General features: G+C 28.6%; 15 protein-coding genes. All 15 read right to left on the bottom strand.

The genetic code is table 11. The features are described 5' to 3' along the window. Nucleotides 1–8: 8 nt before the first annotated feature. Nucleotides 9–959, bottom strand: coding sequence for a phospho-N-acetylmuramoyl-pentapeptide-transferase (gene mraY, locus BN3657_RS05960; RefSeq protein WP_040542229.1), 951 nt, complete (start codon nt 957–959; stop codon nt 9–11). A 12-nt stretch (nt 960–971) separates the two neighbouring features. Further along, entirely contained in the window at nt 972–3,464 is a 2,493-nt protein-coding gene (locus BN3657_RS05955; protein WP_062552166.1) for a penicillin-binding transpeptidase domain-containing protein, read from the bottom strand. Nucleotides 3,465–3,474: 10 nt separating this feature from the next. After that, nucleotides 3,475–3,882 (bottom strand): septum formation initiator family protein, encoded by a 408-nt coding sequence (locus tag BN3657_RS05950; protein ID WP_019138176.1) that lies wholly within the window; start codon nt 3,880–3,882, stop codon nt 3,475–3,477. Between the two features lies 1 nt (nt 3,883). After that, nucleotides 3,884–4,822 (bottom strand): 16S rRNA (cytosine(1402)-N(4))-methyltransferase RsmH, encoded by a 939-nt coding sequence (rsmH, locus tag BN3657_RS05945; RefSeq protein ID WP_062552165.1) that lies wholly within the window; start codon nt 4,820–4,822, stop codon nt 3,884–3,886. After that, the gene (mraZ, locus tag BN3657_RS05940) at nt 4,822–5,250 is read right to left on the bottom strand and encodes a division/cell wall cluster transcriptional repressor MraZ (RefSeq protein WP_019138174.1); all 429 of its coding nucleotides are present in this window, start codon (nt 5,248–5,250) and stop codon (nt 4,822–4,824) included. Before mraZ ends, rsmH begins: the two co-directional genes overlap by 1 nt. Before the next feature lie 276 nt (nt 5,251–5,526). After that, nucleotides 5,527–6,963: a sensor histidine kinase gene (locus BN3657_RS05935; RefSeq protein ID WP_062552164.1), complete on the bottom strand. Its 1,437-nt coding sequence runs from the start codon at nt 6,961–6,963 to the stop codon at nt 5,527–5,529. Beyond that, entirely contained in the window at nt 6,947–7,618 is a 672-nt protein-coding gene (locus BN3657_RS05930; protein ID WP_062552163.1) for a response regulator transcription factor, read from the bottom strand. Before BN3657_RS05930 ends, BN3657_RS05935 begins: the two co-directional genes overlap by 17 nt. 190 nt (nt 7,619–7,808) lie before the next feature. Next, the gene (locus BN3657_RS05925) at nt 7,809–8,960 is read right to left on the bottom strand and encodes a TraB/GumN family protein (RefSeq protein ID WP_062552162.1); all 1,152 of its coding nucleotides are present in this window, start codon (nt 8,958–8,960) and stop codon (nt 7,809–7,811) included. Nucleotides 8,961–8,989: 29 nt separating this feature from the next. After that, nucleotides 8,990–9,961, bottom strand: a complete 972-nt coding sequence (locus tag BN3657_RS05920; RefSeq protein ID WP_062552161.1) for a hypothetical protein — start codon at nt 9,959–9,961, stop codon at nt 8,990–8,992. Further along, nucleotides 9,954–10,772: a hypothetical protein gene (locus tag BN3657_RS05915; RefSeq protein WP_062552160.1), complete on the bottom strand. Its 819-nt coding sequence runs from the start codon at nt 10,770–10,772 to the stop codon at nt 9,954–9,956. Before BN3657_RS05915 ends, BN3657_RS05920 begins: the two co-directional genes overlap by 8 nt. Before the next feature lie 7 nt (nt 10,773–10,779). Beyond that, nucleotides 10,780–11,202, bottom strand: coding sequence for a SoxR reducing system RseC family protein (locus BN3657_RS05910; RefSeq protein WP_062552159.1), 423 nt, complete (start codon nt 11,200–11,202; stop codon nt 10,780–10,782). A gap of 14 nt (nt 11,203–11,216) precedes the next feature. After that, nucleotides 11,217–12,992, bottom strand: a complete 1,776-nt coding sequence (gene aspS / locus BN3657_RS05905) for an aspartate--tRNA ligase (protein ID WP_062552158.1) — start codon at nt 12,990–12,992, stop codon at nt 11,217–11,219. Nucleotides 12,993–13,137: 145 nt separating this feature from the next. Beyond that, entirely contained in the window at nt 13,138–14,673 is a 1,536-nt protein-coding gene (locus tag BN3657_RS05900) for a Mur ligase family protein (protein WP_062552157.1), read from the bottom strand. Between the two features lie 2 nt (nt 14,674–14,675). After that, nucleotides 14,676–16,004, bottom strand: a complete 1,329-nt coding sequence (gene hemZ / locus BN3657_RS05895) for a coproporphyrinogen dehydrogenase HemZ (RefSeq protein ID WP_062552156.1) — start codon at nt 16,002–16,004, stop codon at nt 14,676–14,678. Next, on the bottom strand, nt 16,001–16,627 hold the full coding sequence (locus BN3657_RS05890) for an MBL fold metallo-hydrolase (protein ID WP_062552155.1): 627 nt from the start codon (nt 16,625–16,627) through the stop codon (nt 16,001–16,003). Before BN3657_RS05890 ends, hemZ begins: the two co-directional genes overlap by 4 nt. Nucleotides 16,628–16,634: the final 7 nt, after the last annotated feature.

The following is a 16,634-nucleotide window of genomic DNA, read 5'->3' as shown; positions in this document are numbered from 1 at the left end:
TTAATCACCTAAAATAAAATTAAGTAAGAAATTATACAAAGTATAAGTTCTACTAACGAAAATACTGCAACAACTTTTCTCTCATGCCATCCCTTATGCTCAAAATGATGGTGAAGCGGTGACATCAAGAATACCCTCTTTCCTCTTGTTTTAAAGCTAATAACTTGTATTATTACTGAAAGAGTTTCTATAAAATAAATTCCACCAGCAATTGGCAAAATAAGAGGCACATTTAAAAGTAATGCTATTGCTGAAATTGCTCCCCCTAAAGCAAGAGAACCAGTATCTCCCATAAACACTTTTGCTGGATATTTATTGTAAAATAAAAATCCTATTAGAGCCCCTGCAAGAGCAAGGCAGAAAAATGCAATTTCGTATCTTTGAAATTTAACAGCAACAACATTAAAAAATAAAAGACAAATAATTGTAACGCTTGATGAAAGTCCATCTAATCCATCAGTCAAATTAACAGAATTAACAGTTCCAACAATTACAAATATAATAAATGGAACATACAAAAATCCAATTGATCTATAATCTTTTAAGAAAGGAATATATAAATCTGTTCCCATGTTTTTAGAATTATATTGATAAATAATTAAAATTACAGCAGTTAAAATTTGTAATAATAATTTTTGATAAGCACGTAATCCCAAATTTCTCTTTTTTACAACTTTAATATAATCGTCAATAAAACCCACTGTTCCAAATGCCAGTGTTGAAAAAAGTATCATTAAAACTGATAATTTAAAATTTACAGTGATTAATGTTACAAGTATTACTGATGCAAGAAAAATTAGCCCACCAATTGTCGGTGTTCCACTTTTTACTAAGTGAGATTGTGGTCCATCTTCTCTTATGCTTTGTCCTGCGTGCAAACTTTTCAAAATTGGAATCATAATCTTCCCAAAAATTAAGGAAAAAACTATTCCTAAAACTATACTAACTAAATAACTCATTGTACTATAAACCTAATTCCTTTTACTATTATCCTTTTCTTCTTTTAAACTCTTGTTATCATTTGAATTTTTATTGAAATCTTTTGTTTTTGATTTTCTATTTTTTATTTTATCTTCATCTTCATTGAGATTTTTAGTCTCCTTGTCCTTTTCATTAGAACTATTATTAGACTTGTTATTTGAATCCATATTGTACATTTTGCTGGAATTTTCTTTTTCTTCGTCCCTACGTGAATAGTTAAGTGTTATCTTTTCACTTCCACTTAATTTATGACCTGGTCTTGGACTTTGTGATATAAAGTCGCCATTTCCCTTGATATTATACTCTAAATTCATTGAATTTAAAATAGATTGGCTTTCTTTTCTAGTTTTTCTGCTCAAGTCGGGCATTATTAAAATACCACTGTCCTTATCATTTACTGCAAGATCAACTATTGTATCTTTTAATACATAAGAACCAGCAGATGGACTTTGATTAGTAACAACTGAATATGGAAGTACAGTTTCTGCATTTGTATTAAACTTCAAACCTGTATCCAAAAGAATTTTTCCTGCATCTTCAAGAAGTAAAGCTCCAACATCTGGAACTGATACAAATTCATCTTTTTCATCAACTTCTTCAGTTTTTTGAATTTTCATATAGTTAAGTGACTTACTCAAAATTTCTTGAACTACTGGAGCAGCAACAGCACCACCAAGAATTCCACCTTTTGGATTATTTACAACTACAAGAACTGTTAATCTAGGATCATTTAATGGAGCTACTCCAACAAATGATGAGTTATATGCTTCTAGATATCCAGTAGGAGTTGCAATATTCGCTGTACCAGATTTTCCTCCAACGATATATCCAGGAACTTGAGCTTTTTTACCAGTACCACTCTCAACTACCCTTCTCATCATTGACTTCATCTTATCAGATGTTTCTTCTGATATTACTCTTCTTCTAAGTTCTGTTCTCTTTTTTTCTACAATGTTTCCATTTGCATCCACCATTTCTTTTATTAAAGTTGGTTTATTTAAATAACCTCCATTGGAAATAGCACTAACAGCATTTACTAATTGCAGTGGTGAAACTGCTATTGAGTGACCATAGGACATTGTTGCAAGATTTACTTTACTTATATTATCAGCAGAACTTGGTATAATTCCTGTTGACTCACCATATAATTCAATTCCAGTTTTTCTTCCAAATCCAAATGCTTTTATATACTTTAAAAATTTCTCTGGTCCAAGTCCTTGACCGACTTGAATCATAGTCATATTACAAGATTCTTCAATAGCCTTCGCAAGACTCTTTTTTCCTCTGCTGTGACTTGTACAAGTTAGCCTATTATTTCCAATTACCATAGCTCCGGCACAGGAATACTGTGAATCTGGTTGCGATGTATTTTCTTCAATAGCTGCAGCTGCAGTTATAAGTTTAAATGTGGAACCTGGTTCGTATTGGTCATTGACATTAAAATCTCTCCAATTATCATAGAGGATTTCCATCTTTTCTTCTTCACTTAAATCATCCCAAACTTCTTCTTGCTTCTCGTTTAAAGGAGCTCTCGGATCATTTAGGTTGTAGTCGTCCTTAGTTGTCATTGCCAAGATTTCTCCAGTCATAGTATCCTGAACTATAACTGAAACCTTGTCAGCTTCATTTTCTTTTTTTGCATTTATAGCTGCTGTTTCAGCAAACTGTTGTATATTCGAATCTATAGAAAGTACTACTGAATATCCTTCCTTTGGTGCATAAGTTTCTTCATCTGTTAGAGGAATTTTATTCGATGCGTTATCTTTTAAAGAAACACTTTTTCCTGATATACCTGAAAGTTCTTCATCATAAGATGCCTCAATACCGTACTGTCCTACATTCTCATCATTAGTAAAACCAATAATAAATGAAGCAAGATTGTTAAAAGGATATAGTCTTCTTGTCACATCATCAATAGACATAGCTATGAGATTAGATTTAAAATTATTTTTATTTTTTTTGTTTTCATCAATAATTTTTCCTCTAATATTTTTTAACTCTTGAGCCTTGCCTCGTTCAATATTAGTAGCAAGTCTAACGACCTTATCGCCTTCCATTTTTGATCGTATTTCATCATACTCTATTCCTGTAACATCAGAAATTATCTTAGCATCTTCATCATAAAGTTTTTCTTTTCTCTCTTTGAAATCACTTTTACTTTCATTCTTATTCTCTTTTAAATAATCCATATTATAAAAAACATTACATTTTGTAACGTTAATTGCCATTTCTTTATTATTTCTGTCATAGATTATTCCACGATTAGAATTTATTACTTCTGTCCTAGTAAGTTGATTTAAAGCAGATATAGTCAATTCTTCAGATTGAACAATTTGTATCCAAAGAAGTTTTCCTATTAATATTACAAACAAAAAAGCTAGAAAGATAAAAAATACAAATATGAATCTATTGGCATTTTTCGTCTTAGCCCTAAATCCATTTTTCCTATTTCTATCTCTAGCTTTATTTTTATTATTTTTCAATTAAATCCTCCTAATCTCTTGTAAAAGATCTGAGGACAGAAACAATTGGACTCAAAAATACATTATAATTTATATCTCCCAAATTTTCTTCTTCCCCTGAATCAATGTAGACAATTTGGTCTTCAGAAGGATAAACCATTCCAAGTTTATACATTGCTTCTTCTGCTATTTGAGCAGAAGACTTTACAGCTTTAATATCGCCTACAAGAGTTGTTTTTGTTTTATTTAATTCTTCGATTTCAGCCTTTTGTCTTAAAATTTCTCTATCTAGACCTGCAACTTGTGAATACAAAATTAAAATCGCAGCAAAAATAATTATCACAATTGCCATTGTAAAAATAAAAGGCTTATTTCTTAAAAGTCTATTCTTATATATATTATAACTATTATTTGAAATTTTAGTTAATTTTTTTGCCATTTTACACCTCTAATTTTTCGGCAACTCGTAGTTTTGCTGAATGAGATCTATTATTTTCTTTTAACTCATATTCTGTAGCAGTAATCGGTTTTCTAGTAATAATTTTTATTTCTTTTTTCTTGTCACATGTACATATTGGAGAAGATGGAGGACATATACAATCCTTTTCTAAGTATTTAAAGGCATTTTTTACAATTCTATCTTCTAAAGAATGAAATGTTATAATAGCAATCCTTCCTCCAGGATTTAGTCTACTGACAAATCTTTCAATGGAATCCTTTAAAACATCAAGTTCCTTATTGACTTCAATTCTTAAAGCTTGAAAAGTTCTTTTTGCAGGATGAGGTCCATTTCTCCTGGCTCCAGCTGGGATAGCTTTTTTAATAATTTCCACTAATTCAAAAGTGGTTTCAATACTTTTTTCTCTTCTCTCATCTACAATAAATTTGGCAATCCTTGCTGCCCAATTTTCTTCTCCATAATCCTTAATAATTTTTGTAATTTCGCTTTCGCTATATGTATTTACAATATCTTTTGCAGAAATCTCTAAATCAAGGTCCATCCTCATATCAAGTGGAGCATCAAATCTATAGGAAAACCCTCTCTTAGGATTGTCAAATTGATAAGAAGAAACACCAATGTCTAGTAATACTCCATCAATTTTATCAATTCCAAGTTCGTCAAGAGCATTTTCAAAATCAACATAATTTAAGTTGAAAAATTTAACATTTTTAAAGTCGGATAATCTATTTTTAGCAACTTCAAGAGCTTCTTTATCTTGATCTATTCCAATTAATAGACCACTACCATCTAATTTTTTTAAAATCTCAAGGCTATGTCCTGCACCGCCAAGAGTTCCATCAAGATATATTTTTCCCTCTCTTACATTTAATGCTTCAATTGTTTCTTTTAAAAGAACACTTTTGTGTGCAAATTCCATTATATTCCCAACTCCGACATTTTTTCTGCAAGCTCTTCATAGGATAGAGCCTCTTCTTCATTATATTTATTCCATTTTTCTTCAGACCAAATTTCAGCACGATTAGAAAGACCAATAATTACACATTTATCAATAAGGTCTGCATAATCCCTTAAATTTTCTGCAATTAAAACTCTTCCCTGCTTATCAAGTTCACAATCAACAGCACCAGAGAAAAATGTTCTCACAAAGGAACGAACGGCCTTATTAGTCATTGGTAGTTCCTTTAATTTATTCTCAATCTTTTCCCATTGGTCTTTTGGGTATAAAAATAGACAGTCATCCAAACCTTTCGTCATTACAAAAACAGAAAGGTCTTCTCTAAATTTTGATGGAATTGTAACTCTCCCCTTTGGATCGAGATTGTGTTTGAATTCACCAATTAACATTTTATTCTCCACTTTATTCCATTTTAACTATTTTTTACACCACTTTGTTCCACCTAACTTAATTTTACTACACAAAGTTGCCATATTCTAGTGTTTTAATTAGTTTTCAAAAAATAGGACTAAGGGCCCTTTTTATTCTTTTCAAATTAAAAAATGTTTTTATAAAATACAATATTTTAAAATCTTTTTGTAAATATTCAAACTTTATGATTACTTTTTTGAAATTTTTGCACGAAAAAATCGACTATTTCTAGTCGATTATAATCTTTTATTAAATTATTTTTGTCCTATAAAGTAAAAGTCTGAACCCTCACCTAATTTTGAATTTACACCATATTCAAATCCATGAAGTTCCATAATTGTTTTTACTATATAAAGTCCAAGTCCAGTCCCTATTTCAGGTCTTGTGTGATTGTCACGCACTCTATAAAATCTATCCCAAATTCCATTTACATCGTCTTCACTTATTCCAATCCCCTTGTCTATACAGTGAAACTCTGTTTTGTCCTTATCTCCTTTAACAATAATTTTTATATTTTTGTTAACAGGAGAATAATTTATTGCATTGTTAATTAAATTATAAATAACTCTGTTAATCTTGGACCTATCTGCCAAAATTCTAGTATCACCGCTGAAATCTGTTTCAAAAGTATAATCAGAATAATTTTGATTTATTTTAAATCTATCGAGTACCTCATTTGCAGCTTCTTTTAAATCAAAGTTTTCTTTTTTAATTTCTTCTAAGTTTGACTCAATTTTCGATAAATCCAATAGATCATTTACAAGAGCAGTTAATTTATCTGTTTCGCTAATAATAGTTTCTAAATGTTTATTTCTAAGTGTTTCATTTGGACCAGATATATCTCTAATCATTTCTCCATAGGATTTTATGACCGTTAAAGGAGTCTTTAAATCATGACTTACATTGGCTACTAAATCCTTTCTCATTTCTATAGTCTTTGTAAGTTCATTTTTTGCATAGTTAAGAGTATTGGATAAATCATCAATCTCTGTATACTCACCTTTTCTAAATTGTACTTTATAATCCCCCTTGGCCAGTTCTTTTGCAGTATTTGACATCCTAACAAGGGGCCTTGAAAGTCTTTTTGATACAAAATATGCAGTAATAGACGCAAATATAAGTGCTAAGAAAGAAATTATTATAAGTATTCTTCTTATTACGTCTACAGTGGCATCAACTGGTTTTAAAACTGAGTTGATGTAAAGATAATAATCTTCACCATCAGTCTTTCCTAGATATCCTGCATAAATTATTGATGGATCCTTTAAATTTTCATACCTAACTGTATAAATTTTATAAGTCCTATTATCCCTACTTAAAGATCCAAAAAATTTATCAAAATTTTCCCAAATCATTCTTGGTCTTTCAACAAATTCATCAAAAAGTCTTAAAGGAAAAACCCAGGCACCATTTTCATCTAGAACTTTAATTTCTAGTCCCTTTGTATTAGCGTAATTAGATAATTTTGTTTCAAAATCTTGAGATCTATATTCGTTTCTAAGTTCATTACCCACCTTAGTTACTTCACGAATTTTCATTGTTTCATAAAAACTAGAAAGAAAAACTGTTTGAAAAAGCCAAATAGAAATTAAAATTAGTCCGGCAAAAAAGACAAAATATTTCCACAATTTGAATAGAATGCTATTTTTGTCAATTTTTATTCTCCTTATTTCTTTAATTTCTTGTATCAAACTTGTATCCCACTCCTCTTACCGTAATTATAAATTTTCTATATTCTTTTATTGAATTTCTAAGCATTTTTATGTGTGTGTCTACAGTACGGTCTTCACCATAAAAATCATAACCCCAAACTTGGTTCAAAAGTTTGTCACGAGAAAGAGCTATATTTTTATTTTTTACCATATAAACTAAAAGGTCGTATTCCTTTGGAGTGAGCTCAACCATTTCGTCATTTACAAATACAACCCTTCCATCTAAATCTATTTTTAAACCTTCAAATTCCATGGTATTATTTTCTTCGACCTTATTATTTCGATTTACAATAACATTTAATCTTGCCATCAATTCTTTTGGAGAAAAGGGTTTTGTTACATAATCATCTATTCCAATTTCAAAGCCAAATAATTTATCATACTCTTCACTTCTAGCTGACAACATGAGAACTGGAATATTTTTTATTTTTTTTATCTCTTTATATGATGAAAAACCATCTAGTCTTGGCATCATTATGTCCATTACTATTACATCAAAGTCTTCTTCACGAACCTTATCTATGGCATCAAGACCATCTGTAGCTTCAACTACTTCATGCCCTTCAAACTCTGCATAAGTCCTTATTACTTCTCTTATGCTTTTTTCATCATCCACCACTAAAATTTTAAACATCTTATCACCGACCTTATTATATTAGAAATTTGTGAATTTTTAATGAAAGCTTTGTTAAGACTAATTCCTATAAAATTCTAATTTATATTTGACTTAATTATATCAGTAAGAAATAATTTTTGTTAAAACTTTTTAACAAAACAAAAAAGCCTGCAAGTTTAAACTCACAGACTTTAAAAGTTATTAAATTTTATATTATACTTTGAATAATTTTACTTCCAGCAATTATTGTGCCAATAGAGGAACCTAAATTTGCCAGGATAACAACTAAAAGTGCTTTTAAAAACTTATTGTGAATCCAACTTTTTATATTAAAAATATCATCTGGTATATTGTTTACATCTTCAACTGTTGGCTTTTTTAAGCTTGCTTCAACTAAACCAGCAAACCATCCACATGCTAGTACTGGATTTATTGAAGTAAAAGGTGCTGCTACAAAAGCTGTTAAAATACTCAAAGGATGTGGCAAACACAAGGCTGTAAAAATTGCTGCAAAAACAGAATTAAATAAAAACCAAGATTTAATTTGACTTATACCTGTGTCCATATTTTGTTTAAATCCTAAGGCAATTAAAATTACAATCAAAATTGGTATAATCCAAGGAAGTATTTTCCCCCAAAAAGTTTTTGGAGGAACTTTGTCTAGCTCTAAAACATCTTGTTCTTTAAAAATTTCTTCCTCCACACCTGGAGTATGAGCTGCTCCAAGAATTGCAATTACTTTTTTCCCTGGTGCATTTTTAATATTATATGCTAAGTATTTATCTCTTTCATGCAGAAGTGTTGCTGCTATTTGCGGATAATCTTTACCCATATCTTCAATAGCAAGTTCAAGATTATCTCTCTCAATTAACCTTTGTAGATCTTCTTCTGAAACTTCTTCTTCATCGTCAATTGACATTAAAGAGAAAAATAATTTAATTTTTTCAAAAAATCCCATTTTTCTCCAAATTCTCATAAAAGTAGTTTGGATACTTCTATCTGCCAAGACTAAATTAATCCCCATTTCTTCAGAAGCTTTCATCCCTTCCATCATTTCTTGGCCAGGTTTTGTCTTTAGTTTTTTCGCAATATTTTTTTGATAAGATGAAAGAATTAAGTTTGCAATCAAAAGTGTAACTTTTTTTTCTTTTATAATATCAATAATATTTGTATTTTTCCAAGCATCAGGATTTTTTAAATTCTTATATCTTTGCTCGTCAAGTTCAATGCAAATAGAGTCAGGATTTTCTTCTTTTATAGTTTCTCTAACTAAATTAACACTCTCTTGAGATACGTGAGCAGTGGGTATTAAAATTATTTCCTTGCCATTATAATTAATTCTAATTAATTGTTCTTTCATTTTTCTCCCGTTTTTATAGAAGCAGCAATTTATTCTTTTTCTTCAGATATAGTGTAGGCTTCCTTATCCACACCCTTGTAGTAATTTGTAATCACTTTATTATCTTCTATTTTTTCTGTCATTAAAATTTTATCGCCATATTTTAATTTATTTAAGTCATTTTCTCTAATAATGCTAAATCCCTTTAAGTAATTAGATGATGAATTTAAAATATCAAGACAAAGTGCATTTAAAATATCTTCTTCATTTTCAGCCTTGATTTTTTCTTCATCTATTTGATTTTCTTTTAAAGATACTTCCCTATTCTTTTTTGCAGAAAAATCCGCAGCATAAATATTTTCAGAAATATTGAGAAGACTATTTTTTTTAATTAAAATATTTTCTTTCTCATCTTTTAATTTATTTACCTTTGATGAATCATTTAATAAAATTGACTTTAGCATATAATTATCGCCATTTATTAAATAATTCACAAGTCCAAGATTTTGAAAAGATTTTATATTGTGTTTTCCAATTGCCCTATTTAAATCATAATCATAGTTAGAATTTACAATAAAGGGCATTAACATTAAATTTGAATTTATATCTTCATAACTTAAATCTTTGTCAATAAAATTACCTTTTAATAGCTCAAAATTATTTATTTTTTCTTTAGAAATTTTGTAAGAATTATCAAAATTCATATTTTCAAATTTTATTAAAGAATCACCAATTTCTTTATTAAAGTTTTGAATATCTTGAGATTTATTCTTTAAAATATCTATTTTTTTAATTTCATTTTTTATTACATCTAACTTTGAATGCTTTGAATTAATATCTTGCTTTAAAACTTTAAGCTTTTCTTCACTTTTATTCTTTTTCTCAATTAAAGATGAATTTTCTCTTGTCAAATTAAAATATGAAGAATTTATATTTCTCAAATTAGAAAATCCAAGAAAAGAAAAAATAATACTTATTCCAATAAATATTATGGAAAAAACAAATTTTATATTTTTATTCACTCTTACCACTCTTTTCCAAGGATTTTATAATTCCATAATTTTTATAATATTCAGGAATTTTTTCGTCAATAAATTTTTTTAAATAAACTAAATTTTCAGAAGAAAGTTCACCTGTCTTATAAGATCTTTTTTCCATTTCCTTATAAATATTTAATAGATTATTTATATCTACATAAACTTCAGAAAGAGGTGCTTTATCATCATTTATAAAATTATAAATACTAGAAGAATAGATAGATGCATAGAAAACAAAGAAATTAAGTTCCTGCGAATTTTTGTTGTTTTTTATTAAATAAGATACAAATCCATCAGTATCTTTTAGAAGATCATCAATTTCTAATTCATCATAAATATTTTTATGCTTTTCAAGATTTTTTTCTTGACTAAGAACTAAAAAATCATTTACTGATCTGTCGTAATTTTCTTTATCATAAATATTTGAATCAAAATAAGCACCATAAGCTTTTAGCCTATCTTTTATTTCTGATTTTATTTCTTTGTTTTTATTAATATATTCTTCTTCTAATTTTAAAATTTCATTAGATCTATTGGATTCAAATTGATATCCATATTTTTCATAAAACTCTTGAGATTTTAAATTAAATTCAATCTCCAAGTCTTCAATATCTTTATCAAGCTTTTGTGACTCTCTTTCAAGAGATGATATATCTTCTTTTAAAGCTTTGTTTTCTTCTATTAACTTAGATGAAAACTTTTTGTTAGCCAATGAATATAAAAAGAAGATAGATGACAAGATAAGAACTACTATTGAAAAAATATAGAGAACTTTTTTCCAATTTTTGTTTTTCATCTTTCACCTACATTTTTTCAAGAAGAATGCTAGAACCACTTATATGTCCAAATCTACTATCTACTTTTCTCAAAATTATAAAAGAAATTACAAAAGATAAAATCCCCACTATTAAAGACATTAAGTCCTTATTTAAAAGACCAAACCTATTAAAAATATAATAGGAAATAGAAATTGATGACATAAAAAGTAGTAAAGGTAATCCATAAACTAAAAACTTATAAGAAAGCACAGACTTGTCATTTGTCTTAATCTTTACAATATCACCAACTTCAGCAGATATAGTATTATTAAATTCAAAAAGTTCTTGTTCTGATTCTGCACATTTAGCATTACAAGATTCGCAAGACTCTCCACACGCACTTTCTCTTGTAAATTCTACAAAAATTTTATTATTATTTTTAGCTTTTACAATTCCAATACTTTCCATAAAATCACCTTTTCTTAATCTTCTATAACTTTAATATGAACTTCTTCTAATTGTTTTTCTGTAAGTCCTGTTGGTGCACCTGTTAGTAAGCAAGTTGCGGCTTGAGTCTTAGGGAAGGCTATTACATCTCTTATACTCTTTGCCTTAGTAAATAACATTACTAATCTATCTAAACCATAAGCTAGACCTCCATGTGGTGGAGCTCCATATTTAAAGGCTTCAAGAAGGAATCCAAATTTTTCTTTTGCTTCTTCTTCTGATAATCCTAAGGCTTCAAACATTTTTTCTTGAACTTCAGGATCGTTAATTCTTATACTTCCCCCGCCCATTTCATCACCATTTATTACGATATCATAAGCTTTTGCTCTAGCATTTTCCTTATCAGATACTAATTTTTCAACATCTTCGTCTAATGGACTAGTGAAAGGATGGTGCATTGCAACATATCTTCCTTCTTCTTCATCGTATTCAAATAGAGGGAATTCTGTAATCCAAACAAGTTTATAATCGTCATCATCAATTAAATCCATATCTCTTGCAATTTTGTTACGAAGATTTCCAAGTCCACTATAAACTACAGAATTCTTATCGGCCAATATTAAAATTAAATCTCCTTTTTTTGCATCAAAGAAAGAAATAATTTCATTCATTTTATCTTCTGATATGAATTTTGCAATTGGAGAGTCAATTTCTTCATCGACTCTTATCCAAGAAAGACCCATAGCTTTAAAATCTTTTACAAAGGATTCTAATTTTTTAACTTGTTTTTTGGAGTAAAAATCACTTCCTCCATCGACTTTAATTCCTCTAACGCTCTTTCCTTTTTCAGTATTACCTTCAAATACTTTAAAACCGCAATCTTTTACAATATCTGAAATATTCTTTAGTTCCATTCCAAATCTTAAGTCTGGCTTATCAACTCCAAATCTATCCATAGCTTCAGAATATTTCATTCTCTTTATAGGAAGTTCTATGTCCTTATTTATAATTTCTTTAAATAAAGTTTGAAGATATTTTTCATTTATAGACATAACATCTTCTTCAGTTACGAAGCTAAGTTCCATATCAATTTGAGTAAATTCAGGTTGTCTATTTGCTCTTAAATCTTCATCTCTAAAACACTTAGTAATTTGAATGTATCTATCCAAACCAGAAACCATTAAAAGTTGTTTCATAAGTTGTGGTGATTGAGGAAGTGCATAAAATTCCCCTGGATTAACTCTACTTGGAACTAAATAATCTCTTGCTCCTTCAGGAGTTGGCTTTGTGAGCATTGGTGTTTCAACTTCAATAAATCCATTGTCATAGAAAAAGTCACGAGTGATTTTATAAATTTTTGAACGAATCATGAGATTTTTTTGCATGCTTGGCTTTCTAAGATCAAGTGTCCTGTATTTTAATCTCATATTTTCTGATACATTGTCATTATCTTTGACATAAATTGGTGGAACTTCAGATTCACTTAAAATTTTGAGTTCTGTTGCTAGAACTTCAACCCTACCAGTTTCCAATTCTTCATTTATTGAAGATCTCATGCGAATAGTTCCCTTAACAGCAATTACAAATTCCCCACGAAGGTGAGATGCCTTTTCTAAAAGTTCATCTGATGAACTATCGTCAAAAACAATTTGTGCAATTCCGCTTCTATCTCTCAAGTCGACAAAAACAATTGATCCAAGTGATCTTTGTTTTGCAACCCAACCCATTAAGGTAACTTCTTTTGAAATCATATCTTCTGAAATCTCATTGCAATAGTTAGTTCTCTTGAGATTTCCCATTTTTTCAGCCATATTTCCTCCTAAAAATTAAACTCCAAGCCTCAAATGGTTTGGAGCTTAGTCGTCAAAATTATTAATAAACGATTAGCAATTTATCTAATTTTTATTCCATAAAATTCTATTTTAATTATAAAACAAGGTCTTTCAAAATTCAACTTTAACAGATTCTCTTGTCTATTCTATGAGAAAATCCTTCTATATCTTTTACTATATCTTCTTCTAAAAGTTTTTTCTTTACAAAACTTGCACCCTTATCCATTCCTTGGCAGCCTGCTAGTAACAAAACATCATCTTCCTCCATTAAATCAATGGAATTATATATGGAGTCTTCCAAGTTATCATAAATCTTACAATCTATATTATTCTTTTCTAAAATATTTTTAAAGACTTTAAGCTCATCATCTGTGACCCTATCTTTTTCTTTTACAGTATCTTTTGATAATGTAGCAGTTAAGGTCTTTGGTTTTAAAATCTTAATCCACTTAACTAGCCTTTCAGTTATTTCACGATTCACTTCCACTCCTCTTTTTCCTCTAATAGCATAGAGAATGTTTAAGTTTTTATAATCCATTTCTTTTAGAGTTTCCATTGTGGCATCAATATTTTTTTCGTTGGCAAAGTGATCATCTAAAATTTTAAATTTCTCATCAAAGATAAGTTCAAATCTTCTTTCTACACCTTTAAAATTTTTTAGAGCTTTCTTTATAGTTTCTCTTTCAATATCAAGACAAAGAGCAATTATAATCGAAACAATTGAATTCATAACAGAAGAATAACCAACTGAACCTAATTCTATATTAAATTCTGATTTTTCTATAAGTCTATTTTTAATTTGTAAATCTCTATTTATTTTAAAAGTAAACTTTCCCTTTCCACTAGACAAGTCAAGATTTTCTATTCCAAAATCAGCCTTATTATTTTCAAGAGAGAAACTAAGAACTTGAGCCTTAGTCTTGTCTTTAAGAGAATAGATTTTCTCATCATCAGCATTTAAAATTGCAATTGCATCTTCTTTTGCATGTCGTATAAGTCTTGATTTAAATCTAAAATAATTTTCAAAACTTCCATGTTGATCAATGTGTTCCCTGCCAAGATTATTAAAGCTAACTATGTCAAAATCTATATTTTTATTCCTATACAATTCTTGAGCAGAAGATGAAACTTCCATTGTTACATCAGTAACATTTTTTTCTTTCATATCTCTAAAATAAGATTGAAGAGTTAAAGATTCTGGTGTTGTCAAGACAGAAGGAATTATTACATCATCGTATCTAGTTAGAACAGTTCCTATAATTCCTGTCTTCCTCTTATCTTCTTTTAAAATAGAATCAACCATAAAAGCTGTCGTTGTCTTTCCATTAGTTGCAGTAATACCAATTACATTCATTTCTTTTGAAGGATCTTTGTAGAAATTTCTTGCTATATCTGCAAGAGCAATTCTCGAATTTTCTACCCTAATTTGTCTTATATCTTCTTTAGAGTAATCTTCTACAAAGGCAATTTTTGCACCTAATTCTTTTGCCTTACTTATAAATTTGTGGCCATCTGTTATATAACCTTTTATGGCAACAAAAATACCGCCTCTTTCTACATCATCAGTGTGAAAGGCGATATTTTTTATATCTTCTTCTTTATCTATTTCAAAATTTGCGTCAATAATATCTACATTATTTAAAATTGTTCCTAATTTCAAAACTATCTTCTCCTTAAAAAATCTTCAAGGTTTTTAGAATTTAAATTTCTTTTAAATTTTCCATCCTTATTTAAAATTTTTGTGCTGGCTCCTAAACCAAAAGCGATTATATTTTCCAATTCTTCCATCATAACTATATTATAAATTGATGAGTATCCTTTTTTTGCATATCCAATATTTTCTGAAGAAATTACAGATTTTTTTTGCCTATAAATATAATATGGTTCATAATTATTTTCTAATAAAAGTTTTTTAGATTCCTCTAACAAATTCCCATAATCTTCTTCATTAATATAAGAATTTTCAAAAAGTTTAGATCCATTTTTTAATGCCAAAGTGTGTAGAGTAATATTTTCTGGAGAATAATCAATTGCTTTTTTTATTGAAGAAATAATACTAAATTTATCTTCACCAGGAAGTCCCATTATTAAATCCATATTAATTACTTCAAATCCAATTTCTCTAGCCCTATTAAACCAATAGGTCATATCCTTATTTGAAATTCTATTTAATTTACTTATTACATTTTCGTTAAAACTTTGTGGGTTTAGTGATATTCTACCCACTCCCTTATCCCTTAACATCTTTAAAATTTCAAGACTCAGACTGTCAATTCTTCCACATTCAACAGTAAATTCTTTTGCCTTTCCAAATTTATCTAAAATAGCATCTATTATTTTCTCTAGATTTTCTAAACCAATTGATGTTGGAGTCCCTCCTCCAAAATAAATAGAATTTGGACTTCCTTTTAATTTAAGATCATATGAATTTATATCTTCAATCAGTCTTTGTGTGTAGAGTTTCATTTTTTCCTTATTTTCTATTGTTGTATCAAAGGAGCAATATAGACATCTACTTGGACAAAAAGGAATGTGAACATAAACATTATAATTATTAATATTAGATTTTATTCTCAAATTTTCCTGATTTTTATATATCTTGTATAGAAAACTTGCATCATTTTCACTAATCCTATACTTTTCATAAAGTACTTTTAAGGAATCTTCATAGGAATAGCCCTCAAAAACTTTTGAAATAAGTTTTAAGGGCCTCACTCCAGTTAAAATTCCAAAACTTTTGTCAAAATTTTCTTCTTTTGAGAACAAATCAAATAGATATCTTTTTATTAGAAAATGAACTTTATCATTTTCTATTTTTAATTCATCTTTTTTATTTATCCCACGACCAAATACTTCAATATTTACAATATCATCATGAATAATTATTTTTAAATTTAAATTTATATTTTTATAATCTTTTGGAAGTTTCATTCTAAAAAATTCAAAAATCGATTTTTTTAGACCTTCATTTTCATTTTCTATTTTTATCATAGATTTCTTAAATATGGGTTAGAAATTTTTTCGTAACTCATTTGAGATTCAGGACCATGTCCTGATAAAACATAAATCTCATCGTCCAATTTTTTTAGTTTTTTCAATGACTCTATCATAAGTGAATGATCTGACTCTGGAAAATCTGTCCTTCCTATTGAACCATTAAAAAGAGTATCTCCTGCAAATAAAAAATTATTAAATAAATAGCAAACTGAACCCAAGGTATGACCTGGTGTTTCTATAACTTTAATAAGTCCTTCTGAAAAAGGAATTTCATCATTTTCATTAACAAAAACATCAACATCTGCTGCTTCAATTTCCATGCCAAAGGATGAGACTCTCACTTCAGCAGGTGTTTCCAAAAATTTCCTGTCTTTTTTTGATAAATAAACTGGAGCTTTAAATTTTTTTGCTAGACTTGCAACAGCACCAACGTGATCAAAGTGACCATGTGTCAATAAAATGTATTTTATGTTTAAAGAATTTTTTTCTATAGCTTCAATAATATTTTCACTAGAAGCACCTGGATCAACTATAAAGGCATCTTTGTTTTCATCAAACAAAATAAAACAATTTTCTTGCAGTTGTCCTACTACTAATTTTATAATTTTATATTCCATTATTTCA

This window comes from Peptoniphilus phoceensis (assembly GCF_001517665.2).
GTDB classification, from domain to species: domain Bacteria; phylum Bacillota; class Clostridia; order Tissierellales; family Peptoniphilaceae; genus Peptoniphilus_A; species Peptoniphilus_A timonensis.
The sequence above is the reverse complement of the archived record's forward strand: the minus strand, read 5'-3'. Positions and strand labels throughout refer to the sequence as shown.